Source organism: Bacillus sp. CR71 (assembly GCF_003429245.1).
GTDB lineage: Bacteria > Bacillota > Bacilli > Bacillales > Bacillaceae_G > Bacillus_A > Bacillus_A thuringiensis_S.
Window position 1 is genome coordinate 3345450 of the sequence record NZ_CP031748.1, and the last position, 16055, is coordinate 3361504.

Here is a 16055-nt window from a genome sequence, read left to right on the forward strand (position 1 = left end):
TAAAAAAAAGCCCTGATCAGGGCTTTTTTTCTTGTTACTGATAATGAGACACTATATCTGACTTACATAAATATCCTATTTGTTCAAATCAATCCTTGCTGATGGTACAATTAAAGCCATGGAGGGGAATTATGGGGATTTATTATGTAATACCACTACTTCTTATAAACGGCACTGCGTTATTCTTATTTTTATTGTCTGTTTCACCAAAAATTAAGGCTAAAAACCTATCATCGATAATGATCTGTTTAGGGATAAATCTAATCACAAGTCCAGCGGCTTTTCTTATAGGTGGGATAGCTGATTATGCAGGTGTGGCGGCTAATTATGGGGCTTATTTTGCGGGTGAGTCGGCAACAGCGCCTCCTCTAGTTAGTCGTGTGCTTTATTTTTCGGGAGGATTTCTCTTCATTCAGGGAATACCACTCCTCATACTAATTGTGGCTTTGTGGAAGGTTGCAAGAGCAAAGAAAATAAATCAAGTATAGAAGTACATAATGAAAGGGTGGATTCCTTTTTAGAGGAGGGATCCGTTTTTTTCTTGCTATCGATTATAATGCTTTATGTTAAATCGAATTGTATAGAGCATTCATTTATTTTTCTTTCATAGATCAATTCATAATATAATATAGAAAATATTTCTTTGTTTCGTCGATTAAGGAGGGAATTTAATATTGGAACAAGAAAAGATTGATATTTTAGCTGAAACCTTATTATTGGAGGTTATAACACAAAAAGTTGAAATGATAGAGCAGCTTCCCATTATGCTAAAAGGTATTGACTATTTAGATGGTTGGGCAGAAGTCATTTCAAAAACAACAGAATGTGAGATTTTTGAATCAGATGCACTCAGTGTAATGAATTTTTTTGCCGTAGGAGAAAAATTTTTAATTGAGCTAGAGATGCCATGTCTTATATCAACATGGCAGGATAGAGAACAACTTCTGAGAATTACAACTACTGTGAAAGCAAAATGCTTAGTTTCTCATGCAGAAGTATTTGATTGGAACAATATGAATAAAATAGAATTGTTAAATCACCAAAAAGATGTGCAATTTGTAGAGTTAAACTATATAGATACTGAATGTGATGATATTCGTGCTTATTGAATTAGACAAAACAATAAATTCCAGTTTTTGATTTGTTTAGTAATTCATGTACTTTTTCTGCAGATTTAGAATTAGCTAATATCTTATTCATAGATTTTAATAGATCTGAATTCCGTATAATTAAAACAACATTTGCCATGTACTTAAAACCTCCTAAAGTGTTCTTTAAAAATTTCACGTACTATATGTTTAATATATTTTTATACACCAGATAATCAAGGGGATACTGTCTCTGAAAGGACGTAAATATCGTTTAGAATCTCACACGTAATTACATAAAATATAATCATAATATCCATATATGATTTTCTGTGTAGGGTTTTCTTTTCAAATATTTCAATTGTCTCGAAATAATAGGAACGATTTGTACATTTTTTAAAGTATAAATCCAGTTAATTGGTAGTTGATATATTTTTATACAGCCAAATAGCTAAATCAAATTGTATTAGTTTTTTGATTCTTGAAAATTTCATAGTAGGAGTTTGATAATTATAATTTATAAGAAGTAAATATGAAAAAGTTAGAGAATTATCTTAGTTATTAAATAGATTCTGCCTATACTTTAAGTAGAGCCCAATTTATTAAATTTAAATAGTTTATATGTTCATATATAGAATTTTGAAGGGGGAAATTGTAAATGATTCCAACGTCAACATATGTGGCTAAATGGGTATTAGATGACTTAACACTTGCATCAAGACCAAATCAGGGGATCAAACTAAGTACATTTAAAAAGTTAGAAAAACTTTATGTAGAATACAGAGAAATGATTAAGGGAGATACTAGTTTTGAAATTACACATTATCTGCTAGAGTTTATCAATCCACATAATCTTTTTGTAGTAAGAGATGGTTACTATATATTTGATAATAAAACGATGAAATTTATTAAAGTATCAGACGATATTCATTTTTTAAATCAAAACTTAGCGTATTGTAATAATGGAGTTGCAGTGGATTTAATAAACGGAAAAATGCATTTTTTAGAAGGGCATTATTATAAAGTTAAGACCTCATATGTTGATTTGTTAAAAGGAGAAACTATCCCTGTAATGGTACTAAGTCATTTAGATAATAATGTTGGAGTATCAGTTCCTTTGACAATGTTTAATGAGGAAAGAACTTTTAAAATTTCAGAGAGTTATATAGTGAATCTTACCTCAAAGAATTGTAACAATGAGAGTCAATTTAATGAAAAGGGAAACGTAATACGATTTCTAAAACCTTCTATTGTGTAGTTAAGTATATATGTTAATTAAATTCATAATGAATTTAAGAGGGTGAAGTAAATTTCTTTTGAAATGTATACAGCCTTTCGAGATAAAGTAATTATAAAAGATGAATATAAAGGATTGGTGGAATTAATAAATACAGGAAGTTGGGAAGAAGCTGCTTTAAAGTTTCCATTCGTTAAAGAATATATAAAAGTTAATCATAGTAAAGATATTCCATTTACAAAGAAACAGATAAATGAAGCATTTGCAGAAGGTGATTTTCTATATATGAGGTGGCACATAGGAATCTGGGAAGAAGAGAATGATTATTATACAAATTTTAAAGATAATGAATGGTCATTTATAGCCAATCTAAGGAACTATAGAGATCTAGAACATAACGTGGCACCTATCATATTATTTATGAATGTGGTTTTAAAGGAAGTAGCAGCACATATTATAAGGCTGGAAGTTTGATATGGTGAGGCTGATGGACCGGAAGAATACTTTTTTATAAATAATGAATTTAAAAAGAGTAGCAGTAATTAAATATTGCTGCTTTTTATTTATACACTAGAAATTATTGTTGTTAGCGTTATATATATTCATTTATAATAGAATATGGAAAATTTTACACTGCAATAATAAAGATTTTAGTATATAAGAGCTGGGAGCAGTTCTTTTTATTTTGCTCAGAGGGAGTGTGATAGAAACAAGTTTATGTTAGTAGCGAAGTTAAATGATTTAATAGAAAATAAAAAATTAGAATTAGTAGAATTGGTAAATAAACATGGCTTTAGTCATACGAAAGTCCTCTATTTAAGTCAGGAAATTGATAACTTAATTAATAAATATATGATTATAAAAAAAGGAACCCTATAATAGTAGGGTTCAAAGGGAACAGATACATAAAATAAATAAAGAGAATAATTTTATTATATAAGAAATCTGATACTGTAATATTGAGAAAGTGTAAAACCTTAATTAAATATTTTGATTTGAAAAGTGATGTGATTACTATTTTAAAATTAAGAACAGATTTAATAGAGAAAGCGTTTAAACTAACTCATATAAAAGAAGACAGCAACGCTAGTAAACAGGAAATTAATATTGCATTTAATTTATATGAAGAGTTACAAAAAATAAACGAATCTAAGAAATTTAAATTTTATCCTTATAATGAAAAGCAAGCCAGTGAATTCTCATCATCTGATTTCTCAAAAGATGCTTAAAAAATTACCCGTTTATGGATACATCTTTGCTTTAACTTAATGATGATGGGATACGGAAAAGATTTGTATCGATAAATTTTTTAGGGGAAAATAGTTAATCATTGATATAATTAAATTTACAATATATTCAAAGGAGGAACTCAATTTGAAGAAAACATTAATTGTTGGAGCAATATGCTTATCGCTCGCTTCTTTAACTGCATGTGGTAATGAAGAAGCATCTTCTGAAGCGAGTAAAAATGAGATTGTAATACACATACCTAAAGAAAAATCTAGAAATCTAGAACGATTTGAAACATTTTCTCAAAATGTAAAAGATAAGAAAAATGACGAGATACACATTAAAAATTATTTAATTGACGAGGAGGCAAAAGTACCGAGTTTAGACACTGTAACTTATCAAAATGAGAAATTTACTTTTATTCACAAGTACAAAAACGACAATAGAAAGGATATATGTAATAAGTTCGTTACTCCTCAAGAAACACATGGTCTTGCATATATGCTAAGAGATTGCACCCAGTCAGAAGATGGTATTATACTTAAATATACAGCGAAGAATGGTGAGGGATCACACTCCATAAAAAATAAACCTGTTGAATTTATTGAAGTTGAGGGTGATAAAAAATACATATTCGTTAAGGACTTAGAGATTGGAGACTTCTTGAATGCTATCAAATTCACTCACTTCGATACCCCAACAAATCCATCTAACATAAAAGAACCAAATTTTAAAATCAATGTTCATTATTTAAACGGAACTACCCAGACGTATCATTTGTGGATTGACAAAGATAGATCAAAAGCATTACTTATGGACCCAGAACAAATAAACCATGGACATGAAATCGATAAAATATTTGTAGATAACATAATAAAAGCATTAAAGTGAAAAAGACATATCTTAATGCTCCTCGTTAAGGTGCATTTTTTCGATGGAAACATGAACTTAATTACTACTTAAAAAAATTGACCCTCTCACAGGCGGTTTTCTTATCCGTTTATCCCAGTCATCTCGTCTAACACATTATCCTTCGGGTACAGAAAACATATTGTCAGTCTACAACTATTGTTCAATAGTCTAAAACATATTTTTAATCAAACAGATTCTGCCTTTTTTCTCCTTGTGTTAAAGATAAGATTGTATTCTTTGAGCTTTTCTTTTTTTGTAGATTTTTGATACGGATGTTTTTGCCCCCCTCGAAAAGGAGGAATACGGGATTCAGCCCATCAAATTTAGATTTTGAGCTTCTCCTTTAACGAAAATTTTGTGTTTTTTATCGCAAAGAAGTTCATTTTTATCGTTTTTGGGGCAACCTGTTTTGTTAAGCTTGATGGGCATGTGGTTGTACCCCTATAAAAGAAAAGACACCCAAAGGTGCCTTCCTCCGACTTGAACTATCCTGTATTAATGCTGTTCCAATTAATAAATTAAATTATAAAAATAATTTGTTATACTTCCATGTACCCTAGTTGATATAATGTATAAGGCAATTATTGTTTAATTAATAGCGAACATATATTAGGGAGGTACACAAGTCATGGAACTAATAATTTTTTCATTTGTATTAGTGGTAATATTCTTTATTCTTTCGATATCTTTAAGTGGTAAAGGTCAGCGAATAGCAAAAGAAGTTTTAAAAGAGCTTATTAATGGTCCTGAGGGAAAAATGTTGGTAGGTTTTTTTGGAACTGGAGCAGTTATGGGAGTAATTTTTATCATTTGGCTTTTATTGAACTAAGTATTCCAGTTACTCTGGCTGATACAAGGTGCAAGAAAATTACTGGATAATTAAAGGTACATATATATTAGGAGGTACATAAACCATGATAGAGTTAGTTACGGTATTTTTCTTACTAATTCTCTATTCCATTGTTTATCTCTTTTCAAGTGGAAAAACTAAGCAAATAGCAAAAAAACATATAAAAGAAATTCTTAATAGTCCTGATGGAATAATAATATTAATCGTTGCTGCGGCACTTTTAATCGGGGGGATTTTATTTTGTTAGCTTGATTGCGATGTGATCATGCCCTTTTTTAGAGTCATACTATCAGTATATCCAAGATTAGGAGATTACTTGCAAGAGTCTTGGGAGTATTGCAATCGTGCTGTGTTATAATTCTAAAGTACTAGCATTTCAAGTAGGACTTATAGATGTCGGTTTGACATATGAAATGTAAAATCAATCTGTTATTTTGAGGGTTCAGGCTACCATTATTTAAACTAACATTCAGACTAAAAGAAGTACAAGGAGGAAGGTATATCTATTAAAATAGTGAGGTATACCAAATTAGAAATGAACATTAAATTTAATAAAAAAGTAGTAGCATTCACGGCAGGATTAACAGTATTATCTTCACCATTGGTATCGTTTGCAGAGGAACAACAATCAGTAAACAATAAGCAATCAACAAGCCTTCAAGTGCAAGGTAACACAGACCAACTTCAAACAACAGATGAACAGGCTTTAAAAAGTATTGAAGCTAGTTTTGAAGAGGTAGACGGACGTGGTGGAGGTACTGTCGACAATAAGAAAGTAGATAATCTTCAACGTTCAGAAGGCATTCATGAAGAAACAGGTACATTAACTGTTCCTAACAATTCAAACAGAACAAAACGTAGTCTGTCTCCCATATCACCTAGCACCTCTAGTACAATAAATGGTGTTCCATTCACTGAATGGATTGTTCCAGCAGGTAACGATAATATTCGTCCTCAAAACTACATGAGTCCAAAGTATATTACAATCCATGAGACTGATAATACAAGTGTAGGAGCAGGTGCTAGAAACCACGCTCAATACCTATATAACCAAGCAGTAGGGAACACAGACCGAGCTGCATCGTGGCATTTTACAGTAGACGATAAAGAGATTTATCAACATCTACCATTAAACGAGAACGGATGGCACGCAGGAGACGGTGATGGTCCAGGTAATAGAGAATCTATTGCAATTGAAATCGCAGTTAACAGTGACGGTAACTATAGTAAAGCAGTAGATAATGCTAAGAAACTTGTAGCTTATTTAATGAAAGAAACTGGTGTACCGTTAAATAACATTGTAAAACACCAAAGATGGAGTGGTAAAATCTGTCCTGCTAATATGATTAATAATGGACAATGGGATGCATTCGTAAATGGCGTTGGTGGGTATTATAATAATCTTTATCAACCAAAAGATGACATTACTGGAGGTTGGTATGAAGAAGCTATTCGAGAGTTAAATAGAAGAGGTATTATGATAGGGGAAGGAAACGGAGTTTTCGCACCTAATAGAGCGATAACAAGAGCCGAATTTGCTCAATTAATCTCTAAATCTCTAAACCTGCCAGCTGGAGATGCTTCATTTAAAGACCTAAACGATGCAAATTCAACTTTACGAGATGGTATTCAACGTACTGCAAGTGCAGGTATCATTCAAGGTAGAGGAGATGGTTATTTTGACCCAAACACACCTATTACAAGAGAAGAATCAGCAATTATTGTAAACAAGGCTTTACAGTATAAAGGTATATGGGGACCAGTTGTAAACCTACCATTCTCAGACAAAGACCAAATTATTTATAAAGAAGATGTACAAAGACTGTATGGCCTAGGTATTGTAAGAGGTAAGGGTGACAATCAATACGACCCTAAAGGAACAACGACTCGTGGTGAAACAGCAACATTCATTCTAAATATGCTACAAGTAATTGAAAATGGTAGTGTTGAAAAGGTAATTGGAACGGCTCAAATTAATGGTATTGGGGTAAATGTTCGAAGCGGATTAGGGACAAACTATTCTATTGTTAGAAAGACAAGTAAAGGCGAAAAAGTTACAGTATATGAAGAAAAGAATGGTTGGCTAAGAATTGGAACAGGTCAGTGGATTTACTATGACTCTAGTTATATCGACTATAACAGATTATAAAAGACTAAATAGTTAAAAGAACAGGTCATATTTGGATATATAACTTACTCTCAGGTTGTGAAGAAGACTTTCTCCACAACCTGTTTTTGTGCCTAGCCCCTCTTTACCTACCAATACTGATAAAAAGAGGAAAAGGAAAGATTTATTATGATGCTAACATCGGAAAATAATGGTAATTATTGTGTGTACAAGTAAAGGCTAATGTTTTTCTGATAATTAAGTAGAGGTCACCGTACATACCCATCCAGTTAACATTTTGAAATACTCCAAAACGAAAGAATGAGCTGTATTGTTACTAGCCATAACACCCATCGTGTTAATCATAAATAGCTTGTATCAGTTCTTTTACCTCCGCATTTGGATTAGGATGATTGAGCTGTTTCATCCAATAATAGTACGTACTACGAGTAATATTAACGAGTTGAAGTAACTCCTTGACAGGAAATTCATGCCTTAATCCATAAAAGTATAGTTATTTTACGCAGTATTGCGAAAAGAGGAAGAAGGGCGTATTTCCTTTCAGCAAAGATTTAAATAATTTCTGGTTATGATCGTTAGTTTTGGGATTATTATGTTTCTCATATATGGAGAAATTCTGTTACAATAGTAAAGAATAAATTGGGTACAAATTGATAATGAAATGGGGAAATATGCTGGATGAAAGCAACCGGAGTAACTAGAAAAGTGGATGAATTAGGGCGTATAGTAATTCCAAAGGAACTTAGAAATACGCTTGGGATTAAAGAAAAATCACCATTAGAGATTTTTGTAGAAGGGGAAGACATCATTTTAAAGAAGTATCAGCCTGGTCATGTTTGTGCATTAACAGGAGAAGTGTCAAATCGTAATATGGCATTAGCAAAGGGTAAGATCTCATTGAGTCCAGAAGGTGCAGAACTATTAATAAAAGAAATAGAACAGTACCTTGTCAAATAAGTGCTCCTTTCAAGGGGCTTTTTTTATGGTTAACAAAATAATTTCACGTACCGTAATGATTTAAAAAACTAAAACACTACAATAATAGTCTACATTTAATCTTGTGTAGACTTAATCAGCTAAATAGAGAATGTATTGTATATTTTGGATAGATTTCTTGCGAAATATGTACCTAGAGCAGTATTTCAATTTAAATGTGATACGATAGTGATATATTCGTTTTGCTAGTGAAAGGGGATGAGTGTCGATGAAAAACCACATAAAAGTAAATGGAAAAATCCTTCAAACAAATAAAAAATGGTCACATCTCAAGCAAAGACAAAGACAACATATTTCTAATTGGTTACGTAGAGAATATACACAATTTGTAAAAACACATTATAGAAAACCTAAAAAGTATGAACATGATGAGATTCTTCATGAAGTGATGAATCAAATACAGGAACGTGAAATTTGGATACCTAATGGTGAAGTAAAAAGATATTATCTAAGCAAAATAGGAAAATGGTTTAGAAAAATAGAAAGTGAATGGGAATCAAAAATATCCAACAGTGAAAAGCAGCAGGTATTAGAAGAAAAGTAAATACAAACAAACCAGGGGGGGGCGCATTTCATGTTTAATTTACAAGAAGATATGTATGAACAATTGAAAGAGAAAAAAGGGGCAGTTACAGTATTTTTAAAGAATGGCGTTCCAGTACGTGGGAAGATCCTTGCAATAGATAAATTTACCGTCCTAATGATGGTTAATGGTAAACAACAACTAATCTACAAACAAGCAATCTCTACACTTGCTATGTAATACATACTGAGGTACCGCCAACATTTCGGAAAAAAACCACGCTAAGAGTATGCAAGATTTTATGCGAAAAATAGGGAGACATAGGGAAGCCAAAAGGCACTTCAGAATAGGAATGTATAAAAAGATGCATAGGGTCATAGAAAAAGAAAAAGGCGAATCCCTTGTGAGAGTAAGGGGACGTCTTTTTCTTTGCTACCGATAATAGGACGTTATGTTAACCAACTATGAATATGATATACGGAGAAGGTTACCTCTGATTAGTATGGAATACAACCTTAAAGAAATCATTTACTCGGAGGACTATATATGGACAAAGAATATGAAGAAGCATTTGTCAAAAAATTTTTTTCTAAGAGATTACGTGACAGGGTTCTATTTGAATTATTTTCTCCTAAAAAAAGAAGAGATGCCTTATGGCGTTTAAATCATAACTACAGCGTTGCCTTGAATGAGAAATACATCGTAAGCATCACACAACGTATAGCTAACATCGACGAACTCCTACAACTATTAAAAAATCATGGTGCCGATGATAACTGTTATGTTATGTCCTTAAACGAAGATATAGACGGTAAACACTTACCTTTACACATTGCGGTAGAAAAAATAGCTTTTTATGGTTTATCTTCTATCATTTCATGTGTCCCAGACAAACTTGCATATTTTCAAGCTGAGCAAAATTACGGTTCCCGTGAAAGATATCTTTTAAAAAGAAATTGAAAATACTTGGAACATTTTTTATAAATCAACTTCCGCTAACGGTAGTTATGTAAATAAGCTGTCCATCTGGACAGCTTATTTTATTTTTTGCTTAACGTGGTTTTTTTCCGAAATGCTGGCGGTACGCCAGAAAGATAAACACATTTAAAAACATTGTAGAATTTATGACAATTAACAGTAGATTTCTTAATTTCTATATATCTTTTTATCTTAAATATGACATTAACAAAAAAAATTAACATATTTCTAGATGCATATATGTAATAAAACATAAAAAACTAGTTAATTTTATCCAATAGTGACTGATCAAACGGAATATTGAGTATTTTCCGTCAATTAGATATATTAATAGCATAATGCTAAATCTATTAAGAGAGGTGGAATATTGATGAAATCATATAAAAAAATGGCTGTAATGATGCTATTCGCATGTATGTTAAGTATAGGAGTAGTAAGTATGCCTACTACTTCTTTTGCAGATGCTACAAAAAGTACAATATTAAATGTTAATACAAAGAGTGATAATGTTTATAATGAAGATAAGTTTATACAAGATATAAAAGATAGAATGACTCCAGAAGGTACTGCAGCTAATCCAAATACTGCAACTAAATATGTATCTAAGCCCGAATATCATACTGATGTTAATAACTTAGATATAACAGCACATTTTGATAGTTGGGGACCTACACAACAAATCGAACTACTATCATACAAAAATGATGGATTAGTAGACCAAACATGGTATTCTCCTGAAAAAAGTATCAAAACAACAGAGTCTTTTACCTATTCAAACCAAGAAGGGGTTAAATTAGGAGTATCTTCAAAATCAACGTTAGCAGTTAAAATTCCTTTTGTTGCTGAAGGCGGTCAAGAGATTACACTTTCATCTGAATTTAATTATACTCATACAAGTTCTAACACATCTACTCATGAAGAACAAATTATATTTAAATCACAGCCTGTAATTTGTAAGGCTGGTTATACCACAACATATTTTGGTATAGTGAAAGCCGCTAATTTCTCAGGAACATTTAAAACAAAATCAAAAGTTCATGTTCCGAAACTATCCTACTATGATCAAAATGGATATGGATGGACGTGGCAGGAATCACGTCCTAATTTTTACAATTCAAAAGTGTATTATTTACTTACGAATGGTTCAAAACCAACACCATCATATTTAAACTTTGAATCTTATGTACAACCAGATAATAAAAATATACAAATACCAGTAGTAGATATTCAATCTGAGTTTAGCGGTGAAGGTGGTCATTATTCTGAGATATATGTTAAAGCAACTCCAATAGATGCACCAAATAAATCTATTACACTACCCCTTAAAGAATATCAAAATAGAGTAGCCAAAGGATTACCATTATAATAAGAACTAAATTTATATATGCTACAATCGTTTATATTTTGTTATTTCCTGTTGCAGAATCCTTGTTATAAGGATTCTTTTTTTGTATCAAAAATCTACAAAGAAAAAAGATAAGATCGGGAACACAATCTTATCTTTAGCACAAGGAGTAAACAAAGGGAATAACCATCATATTTTTATTATAATTTATTTTTTGTTAATTTTGAATATTATAACTATAATTAACAATTATATCTATATTGAGAAATTTTTTGCAAAATTAGTTATAAAATGATTCAAAACTCCAAAGTAAACTTTTACCCAAAAGTTTACTTTCAAATTAGAAAAGATTAGGTCCTCAATGGGCTTTACCCCAGCCATAAACCTTACGATCAAAAACAAAGGGTAATTCAACTATCAACCTCATATAAAATTTTAATCTTGTCTAAGCATTCATTAGGATATACAATTGATCATCTATTTTTCTTTACATAATCTCCAGATACAGTCCATATCAACTATAGATTCTTGCCTTATGCTAAATGTAATCAAAAGCAAGTAGATAAAGATAATGTCTAAAACATTAACTCTAGATACTTTTTTGATGAATATTACAAATAAACAGGAGGTAATGGAAAATGATTAAAACATTATTAGCAGGAGCATTTTTAAGTACAGGATTATTAGCGGGTGGTGCAATTGGTGCAGATGATGCGAAAACGGACAATTTAAAGTCAAATGAAAATTCAAATCAAGTAATTACACAGAGTGTAGATGGAACAACGTCTTCCTCACAAAACTTTGATTTACCTAAAGATGCAGTGCCAGCATCTAAAGGAGATGTAAAAACTGTTGAAAAATCAGAAGGTACAGGTACAGATTCTCAAGAAGGAAAAATGGTAGAAACAAAAGAAGGTACAGAATCACAACCTGGAAAACATGCAAAAACTGTTGAAAGAACAGAAGGTACAGGTACAGATTCTCAAGAAGGAAAAATGGTAGAAACAAATGGAGGTACAGAATCACAACCTGGAAAACATGCAAAAACTGTTGAAAAATCAGAAGGTACAGGTACGGATTCTCAATAAGGAAAAATGGTACCAACAAATGAAGAAAATTAAATAATATATAGTTATAACGAAGGGCATCCCAAAAGGGGTGCCCTTTTTATATTATAGGGATTAACTAGTTTTACTCAACATAGAGCTGTATGGGGAATTGAGGATTAGAACATAGGGTACTGTTTCTTCAAATTATGGTGTTTAGAGCAATAGTTTTGGTGGTAACGTTACAATACAAACATTTTGTTAGAGATTTTTTAAATTTACATAGACTCTAGATAGACTACATATAAACTTCAGATACTTGTTTTATGATACAAATAATCAAACAAAAGGAGGGGGTTACAACAGTATTAACAGGGCACTCTTTTAAGTACAGGAGATTATTAGCAGATGGAGAAAATGTTGAAGATGTACAGACAGATAAACATATTCCATATAAACAAAATGAATTGCAACAAGCTAAAAGTACGGTTCTAAGAAGTTTGAGTTATAAAAAGAAAATAGATAAGTATAGTGAAAATAGATAAATTGACAAGAGAAAAGCACTTTGTGTATATCACAGGTGCTTTTTATTTTGATCTAGGACTTGAATTAAACTTTTATACTAAAATATATATAGAAAAAGGTGGAAGTTCATTGCACAAAATTATTTATGGAATATTAATTTTAATTTATACTTTGTATTCATTTTTTGTAAGTGATGGAAGTGAAGTAAGGTTTATTATGGTGTTAACTATAGTACTTATCTTTTCTGTGGTTTTAGAAAAAGGGAATGTAAAAAAAAGGATTGATTAAAGTTCGTTTTTTTACAACTCGTTGCATCGCATCCTAAAAAAGTATCAATTTCACAAGTCAATCATGTTAAGTTCCACGACAAATACAATATAGAAGCAATAGAACAGATAATTGAGGTGGATGCACTATCGGACAGCTTACGAGAGTTATTACTGAAACGATTAAATAAATAATTACACCACCAAACATCTATTCCCGTATTATGTATGGGTGTGTTTGCATTATTTACAGGTAAGGTGAATAAGAAGTATGGAGCAAAAAAGGCAATTCTAGCTTGTCTTATTTTAATTGGAGTTGCAACATGTATGAGAGTTTTTGCTTATTCAGTTTCCACATTACTGATTAGCTCTCTATTTATTGGTAGGGGTCTCGCCACATCGCTATCAAGCTAAAGAAGTAGGTCACCCCCAAAAAGAGGAAATATGTTAAATTCTCATAGATAATTATCTTATATTAAGTACATAGTTAAGTGTTGTATAATAATATAAAGATATTATATTTAAAGGGGGGATTCAAATTGGTTAAAAACTTACCTTTACTAATAGTGATTTTAATACTAGGTATAAGTTCTTCTACATTAAGCACGAACGGATACTTTTCTCCAGTTATAGAAGGGTCTTTAATGATTATAAGTATTATTTTAAACATTACTGCAGTGATAGGTTTATCACTGCACGTCCTTGTATATCAACCTATGAAAAGATTTGATAAAAATTTAAAAGAGACCTTCAAATAAAATAATTATATTTGAGGTAACACTACATCGCCATCGAGCTAAAAAATGTATCCATAAAAAGATAAAATACGCTATTCTTTCTGTAGAATCATAGGAAAGGATGGCGTTTTTTATGTCTGTTTCTGTGTCTGATGAATTACAACTATTTGCTCAAGAGATTCAACGTTTTTTATCTCCAAATACCTTACGGAATCTTGCTAGAGATGTTTGTTTCGTGCAACGAACCAGTAAGTACCAAGCAAAAGATTTAGTCGCTTTATGTGTATGGATGAACCAAAATATCACTACGACGTCTTTAACTCAGTTATCTAGCAGTTAGAAGCCTCGACAGAAGTGCTCATCAGTCCCGAGGGAATGAACCAACGATTTAATAAAGCAGCCGTTCAATTTTTACAACACATACTAGCTGAACTACTAAGCCGAAAATTGACCTCATCTATACAGATTTCGTCTCCATATACTTCTTTTTTCAAGCGTATCCGTATTTTAGATTCAACTGCATTTCAACTCCCAGATCCCTTTTCATTCGTTTATCCGGGCGCAGGAGGATGCAGCCATACAGCGGGAGTAAAGATTCAGCTTGAGTATGATTTATTAAGTGGGCAATTCCTTCATATTCATACAGGTCCAGGTAAACAACATGATCGAACCTACGGTTCCCTGTGTGTCCCAACTGTAACAGCGAATGATTTATGTATCCGAGATTTAGGTTATTTCCATTTGAAAGATCTTCAACATATACAAGATAAAAAGGCTTATTATATCTCACGTATCAAATCGAATACACGTATTTATCAAAAAAATCCTAATCCTGATTATTTTCAAGATGGCAGAATCAAGAAAGGTACAGAGTATATCCAGATAGATATGGAGGTATTAATGAGCTCTCTTCAACCAGGACAAACATATGAAATATTCAACGCTTATGTAGGAATGACGGATAAAGTCCCAACTCGTGTGATTATTCATCGACTAACAAAAGAACAACAACAAAAACGATTACAAGATCAAACTGTAAGAGAAAAAAAGAAAGGAATGAAGTATTCTGCTCGTAGTAAACGACTTAGCGGTATCAATGTATATATGACAAATACCCCTACAGATATTGTCCCAATGGGACAATATCTGTAGGGGTATTCTTTACGTTGGCAAATTGAGATTTTATTTAAAACGTGGAAATCATTCTTTCATATTCATCGTTGTAAAAAGATAAAACGAGAACGATTGGAATGCCATTTGTACGGGCAACTGATTGCCATTCTACTCTGTTCTTCTACCATGTTTCAAATGCGGCAATTACTTCTTAGAAAAAAGAAGCGAGAAATGAGTGAATATAAGGCCATATATATGATTAAAGATTACTTTCTTCTTCTTTTTCAAGCTATACAAAAAGACACCCAAGAGCTATCAAAGATTCTAATTCGCTTGTTCAATCTCCTACAGCAAAACGGGCGAAAATCTCATAGATATGAGAAGAAAACAGTCTTTGATATATTAGGTGTCGTTTACAATTGTACCATGTCTGATAATCAAGCGGCTTAAATCAAAAAAATGAAACCCATTAGGGTTTATTTCGTATGCAAATCTTTAAATTCCCTATACGTAGCCTTTAGAAAAAAGAAATAATCTCTACTATAATTGACGTTGTATGAGCTTAGCTTGATAGCGATGGGGTATCGCCACATGCCCATCAAGCTAACCAAGTAAATTACTAGATATGAAACGATCCTTGTTTCATATCTAGTAATTGATAGAAAAGTAGGCATGCTAAAGAAGCCTATTAAAATCTGATTTTTTCGCTAGGCAGCTTGTCTATGCTTCAATGTCGTTTTATACACAATCCCTAGAATATCAAAGACGGTCAACTTCTTATGCCTATGACATTTACGACCGTTCTTTTTGAGTAGTTGATAAAGACGATGTAGAATTTTTAAAAGTTCTTCTGTACCAAAAGCTATCGCTTGAAACAGTAACGGAAAGTAATCTTTAATCATATAAATTGCTTTGTATTCATTCAGCTCCTGCTTTTTCTTTTCAAGCAGAAACTGACGCATTTGAAACATTGTTGAAGAACAATAGTACTCAAAACCTTGTTGAATTTAAATAAGGAACTTTGTTTTTGGATATGATTTTTGGTACTTGGACGCTTACATGAATTCACTAAATATATCAC

The 16055-nt window shown here is 31.8% G+C and carries 19 protein-coding genes and 5 pseudogenes; 22 read left to right on the forward strand and 2 right to left on the reverse strand.

The window, feature by feature from the left end; all coding sequences use genetic code 11:
* Nucleotides 1–131: 131 nt before the first annotated feature.
* The 10 genes from DOS87_RS16840 (at nt 132) to DOS87_RS16885 (ending at nt 7466) form a co-directional block, all read left to right on the forward strand.
* Nucleotides 132–488 carry a hypothetical protein gene (locus tag DOS87_RS16840; RefSeq protein WP_000513528.1) on the forward strand — a complete coding sequence of 119 codons (357 nt, stop codon included), beginning with the start codon at nt 132–134 and terminating at the stop codon, nt 486–488.
* Nucleotides 489–674: 186 nt separating this feature from the next.
* Complete coding sequence (locus DOS87_RS16845; RefSeq protein WP_176524331.1) at nt 675–1109, forward strand: hypothetical protein; 435 nt, start codon at nt 675–677, stop codon at nt 1107–1109.
* Nucleotides 1110–1746: 637 nt separating this feature from the next.
* Nucleotides 1747–2346 carry a hypothetical protein gene (locus DOS87_RS16850; RefSeq protein WP_208730028.1) on the forward strand — a complete coding sequence of 200 codons (600 nt, stop codon included), beginning with the start codon at nt 1747–1749 and terminating at the stop codon, nt 2344–2346.
* Between the two features lie 63 nt (nt 2347–2409).
* Entirely contained in the window at nt 2410–2799 is a 390-nt protein-coding gene (locus DOS87_RS16855; RefSeq protein WP_098392148.1) for a hypothetical protein, read from the forward strand.
* A 243-nt stretch (nt 2800–3042) separates the two neighbouring features.
* On the forward strand, nt 3043–3204 hold the full coding sequence (locus DOS87_RS16860; RefSeq protein ID WP_071729396.1) for an aspartyl-phosphate phosphatase Spo0E family protein: 162 nt from the start codon (nt 3043–3045) through the stop codon (nt 3202–3204).
* A gap of 128 nt (nt 3205–3332) precedes the next feature.
* Entirely contained in the window at nt 3333–3554 is a 222-nt protein-coding gene (locus DOS87_RS16865; protein ID WP_241667546.1) for a hypothetical protein, read from the forward strand.
* Between the two features lie 145 nt (nt 3555–3699).
* Nucleotides 3700–4446 (forward strand): DUF4362 domain-containing protein, encoded by a 747-nt coding sequence (locus tag DOS87_RS16870; protein WP_133964189.1) that lies wholly within the window; start codon nt 3700–3702, stop codon nt 4444–4446.
* Nucleotides 4447–5095: 649 nt separating this feature from the next.
* On the forward strand, nt 5096–5296 hold the full coding sequence (locus DOS87_RS16875; protein ID WP_098392151.1) for a hypothetical protein: 201 nt from the start codon (nt 5096–5098) through the stop codon (nt 5294–5296).
* 85 nt (nt 5297–5381) lie between these two features.
* Nucleotides 5382–5564, forward strand: coding sequence for a hypothetical protein (locus DOS87_RS16880; protein ID WP_098392155.1), 183 nt, complete (start codon nt 5382–5384; stop codon nt 5562–5564).
* 288 nt (nt 5565–5852) lie between these two features.
* A complete protein-coding gene (locus DOS87_RS16885; RefSeq protein ID WP_133964188.1) occupies nt 5853–7466 on the forward strand; it encodes an S-layer homology domain-containing protein in 1614 nt (537 codons plus the stop codon).
* 319 nt (nt 7467–7785) lie between these two features.
* Here DOS87_RS16885 and DOS87_RS16890 read toward each other — a convergent pair.
* A pseudogene (locus DOS87_RS16890) lies at nt 7786–7929 on the reverse strand (IS3 family transposase); the annotation flags it as partial.
* A gap of 194 nt (nt 7930–8123) precedes the next feature.
* Here DOS87_RS16890 and DOS87_RS16895 point away from each other — a divergent pair.
* From DOS87_RS16895 to DOS87_RS16950, 12 genes and pseudogenes are all read left to right on the forward strand, one after another.
* Complete coding sequence (locus DOS87_RS16895) at nt 8124–8402, forward strand: AbrB/MazE/SpoVT family DNA-binding domain-containing protein (RefSeq protein WP_097853798.1); 279 nt, start codon at nt 8124–8126, stop codon at nt 8400–8402.
* A gap of 247 nt (nt 8403–8649) precedes the next feature.
* Entirely contained in the window at nt 8650–8985 is a 336-nt protein-coding gene (locus DOS87_RS16900) for a transposase (RefSeq protein ID WP_097891782.1), read from the forward strand.
* Between the two features lie 30 nt (nt 8986–9015).
* Nucleotides 9016–9204 (forward strand): RNA chaperone Hfq, encoded by a 189-nt coding sequence (hfq, locus tag DOS87_RS16905; RefSeq protein WP_065845862.1) that lies wholly within the window; start codon nt 9016–9018, stop codon nt 9202–9204.
* 306 nt (nt 9205–9510) lie between these two features.
* A complete protein-coding gene (locus DOS87_RS30260; RefSeq protein WP_208730029.1) occupies nt 9511–9924 on the forward strand; it encodes a hypothetical protein in 414 nt (137 codons plus the stop codon).
* A gap of 388 nt (nt 9925–10312) precedes the next feature.
* Nucleotides 10313–11308 (forward strand): ETX/MTX2 family pore-forming toxin, encoded by a 996-nt coding sequence (locus DOS87_RS16915; protein ID WP_208730030.1) that lies wholly within the window; start codon nt 10313–10315, stop codon nt 11306–11308.
* A gap of 617 nt (nt 11309–11925) precedes the next feature.
* Nucleotides 11926–12375: a hypothetical protein gene (locus DOS87_RS16920; RefSeq protein WP_208730031.1), complete on the forward strand. Its 450-nt coding sequence runs from the start codon at nt 11926–11928 to the stop codon at nt 12373–12375.
* 284 nt (nt 12376–12659) lie between these two features.
* Nucleotides 12660–12844: pseudogene (locus tag DOS87_RS16925) on the forward strand (hypothetical protein).
* 20 nt (nt 12845–12864) lie between these two features.
* Nucleotides 12865–13146 (forward strand): hypothetical protein, encoded by a 282-nt coding sequence (locus DOS87_RS16930; RefSeq protein WP_133964186.1) that lies wholly within the window; start codon nt 12865–12867, stop codon nt 13144–13146.
* Between the two features lie 47 nt (nt 13147–13193).
* Entirely contained in the window at nt 13194–13319 is a 126-nt protein-coding gene (locus DOS87_RS16935; RefSeq protein WP_227023493.1) for a 3-alpha domain-containing protein, read from the forward strand.
* A gap of 12 nt (nt 13320–13331) precedes the next feature.
* A pseudogene (locus DOS87_RS16940) lies at nt 13332–13520 on the forward strand (MFS transporter); the annotation flags it as partial.
* Between the two features lie 143 nt (nt 13521–13663).
* On the forward strand, nt 13664–13882 hold the full coding sequence (locus DOS87_RS16945; protein ID WP_000240382.1) for a hypothetical protein: 219 nt from the start codon (nt 13664–13666) through the stop codon (nt 13880–13882).
* A 112-nt stretch (nt 13883–13994) separates the two neighbouring features.
* Nucleotides 13995–15424 (forward strand): annotated as a pseudogene (locus DOS87_RS16950) (IS4 family transposase).
* Nucleotides 15425–15681: 257 nt separating this feature from the next.
* On the opposite strand, the pseudogene DOS87_RS16955 reads toward DOS87_RS16950, so the two are convergent.
* Nucleotides 15682–15957, reverse strand: a pseudogene (locus DOS87_RS16955) (IS4 family transposase); the annotation flags it as partial.
* Between the last annotated feature and the right edge of the window lie 98 nt (nt 15958–16055).

Excerpts from the sequence above, each read along its gene's own strand:
- DOS87_RS16840 (WP_000513528.1), top strand. The coding sequence starts at position 132 with ATGGGGATTTATTATGTAATACCACTACTTCTTATAAACGGCACTGCG.
- hfq (WP_065845862.1), top strand. The coding sequence starts at position 9,016 with ATGTTTAATTTACAAGAAGATATGTATGAACAATTGAAAGAGAAAAAA.
- DOS87_RS16875 (WP_098392151.1), top strand. The coding sequence starts at position 5,096 with ATGGAACTAATAATTTTTTCATTTGTATTAGTGGTAATATTCTTTATT.
- DOS87_RS16915 (WP_208730030.1), top strand. The coding sequence starts at position 10,313 with ATGAAATCATATAAAAAAATGGCTGTAATGATGCTATTCGCATGTATG.
- DOS87_RS16920 (WP_208730031.1), top strand. The coding sequence starts at position 11,926 with ATGATTAAAACATTATTAGCAGGAGCATTTTTAAGTACAGGATTATTA.
- DOS87_RS16855 (WP_098392148.1), top strand. The coding sequence starts at position 2,410 with ATGTATACAGCCTTTCGAGATAAAGTAATTATAAAAGATGAATATAAA.
- DOS87_RS16860 (WP_071729396.1), top strand. The coding sequence starts at position 3,043 with ATGTTAGTAGCGAAGTTAAATGATTTAATAGAAAATAAAAAATTAGAA.
- DOS87_RS30260 (WP_208730029.1), top strand. The coding sequence starts at position 9,511 with ATGGACAAAGAATATGAAGAAGCATTTGTCAAAAAATTTTTTTCTAAG.
- DOS87_RS16880 (WP_098392155.1), top strand. The coding sequence starts at position 5,382 with ATGATAGAGTTAGTTACGGTATTTTTCTTACTAATTCTCTATTCCATT.
- DOS87_RS16885 (WP_133964188.1), top strand. The coding sequence starts at position 5,853 with ATGAACATTAAATTTAATAAAAAAGTAGTAGCATTCACGGCAGGATTA.
- DOS87_RS16895 (WP_097853798.1), top strand. The coding sequence starts at position 8,124 with ATGAAAGCAACCGGAGTAACTAGAAAAGTGGATGAATTAGGGCGTATA.
- DOS87_RS16900 (WP_097891782.1), top strand. The coding sequence starts at position 8,650 with ATGAAAAACCACATAAAAGTAAATGGAAAAATCCTTCAAACAAATAAA.
- DOS87_RS16850 (WP_208730028.1), top strand. The coding sequence starts at position 1,747 with ATGATTCCAACGTCAACATATGTGGCTAAATGGGTATTAGATGACTTA.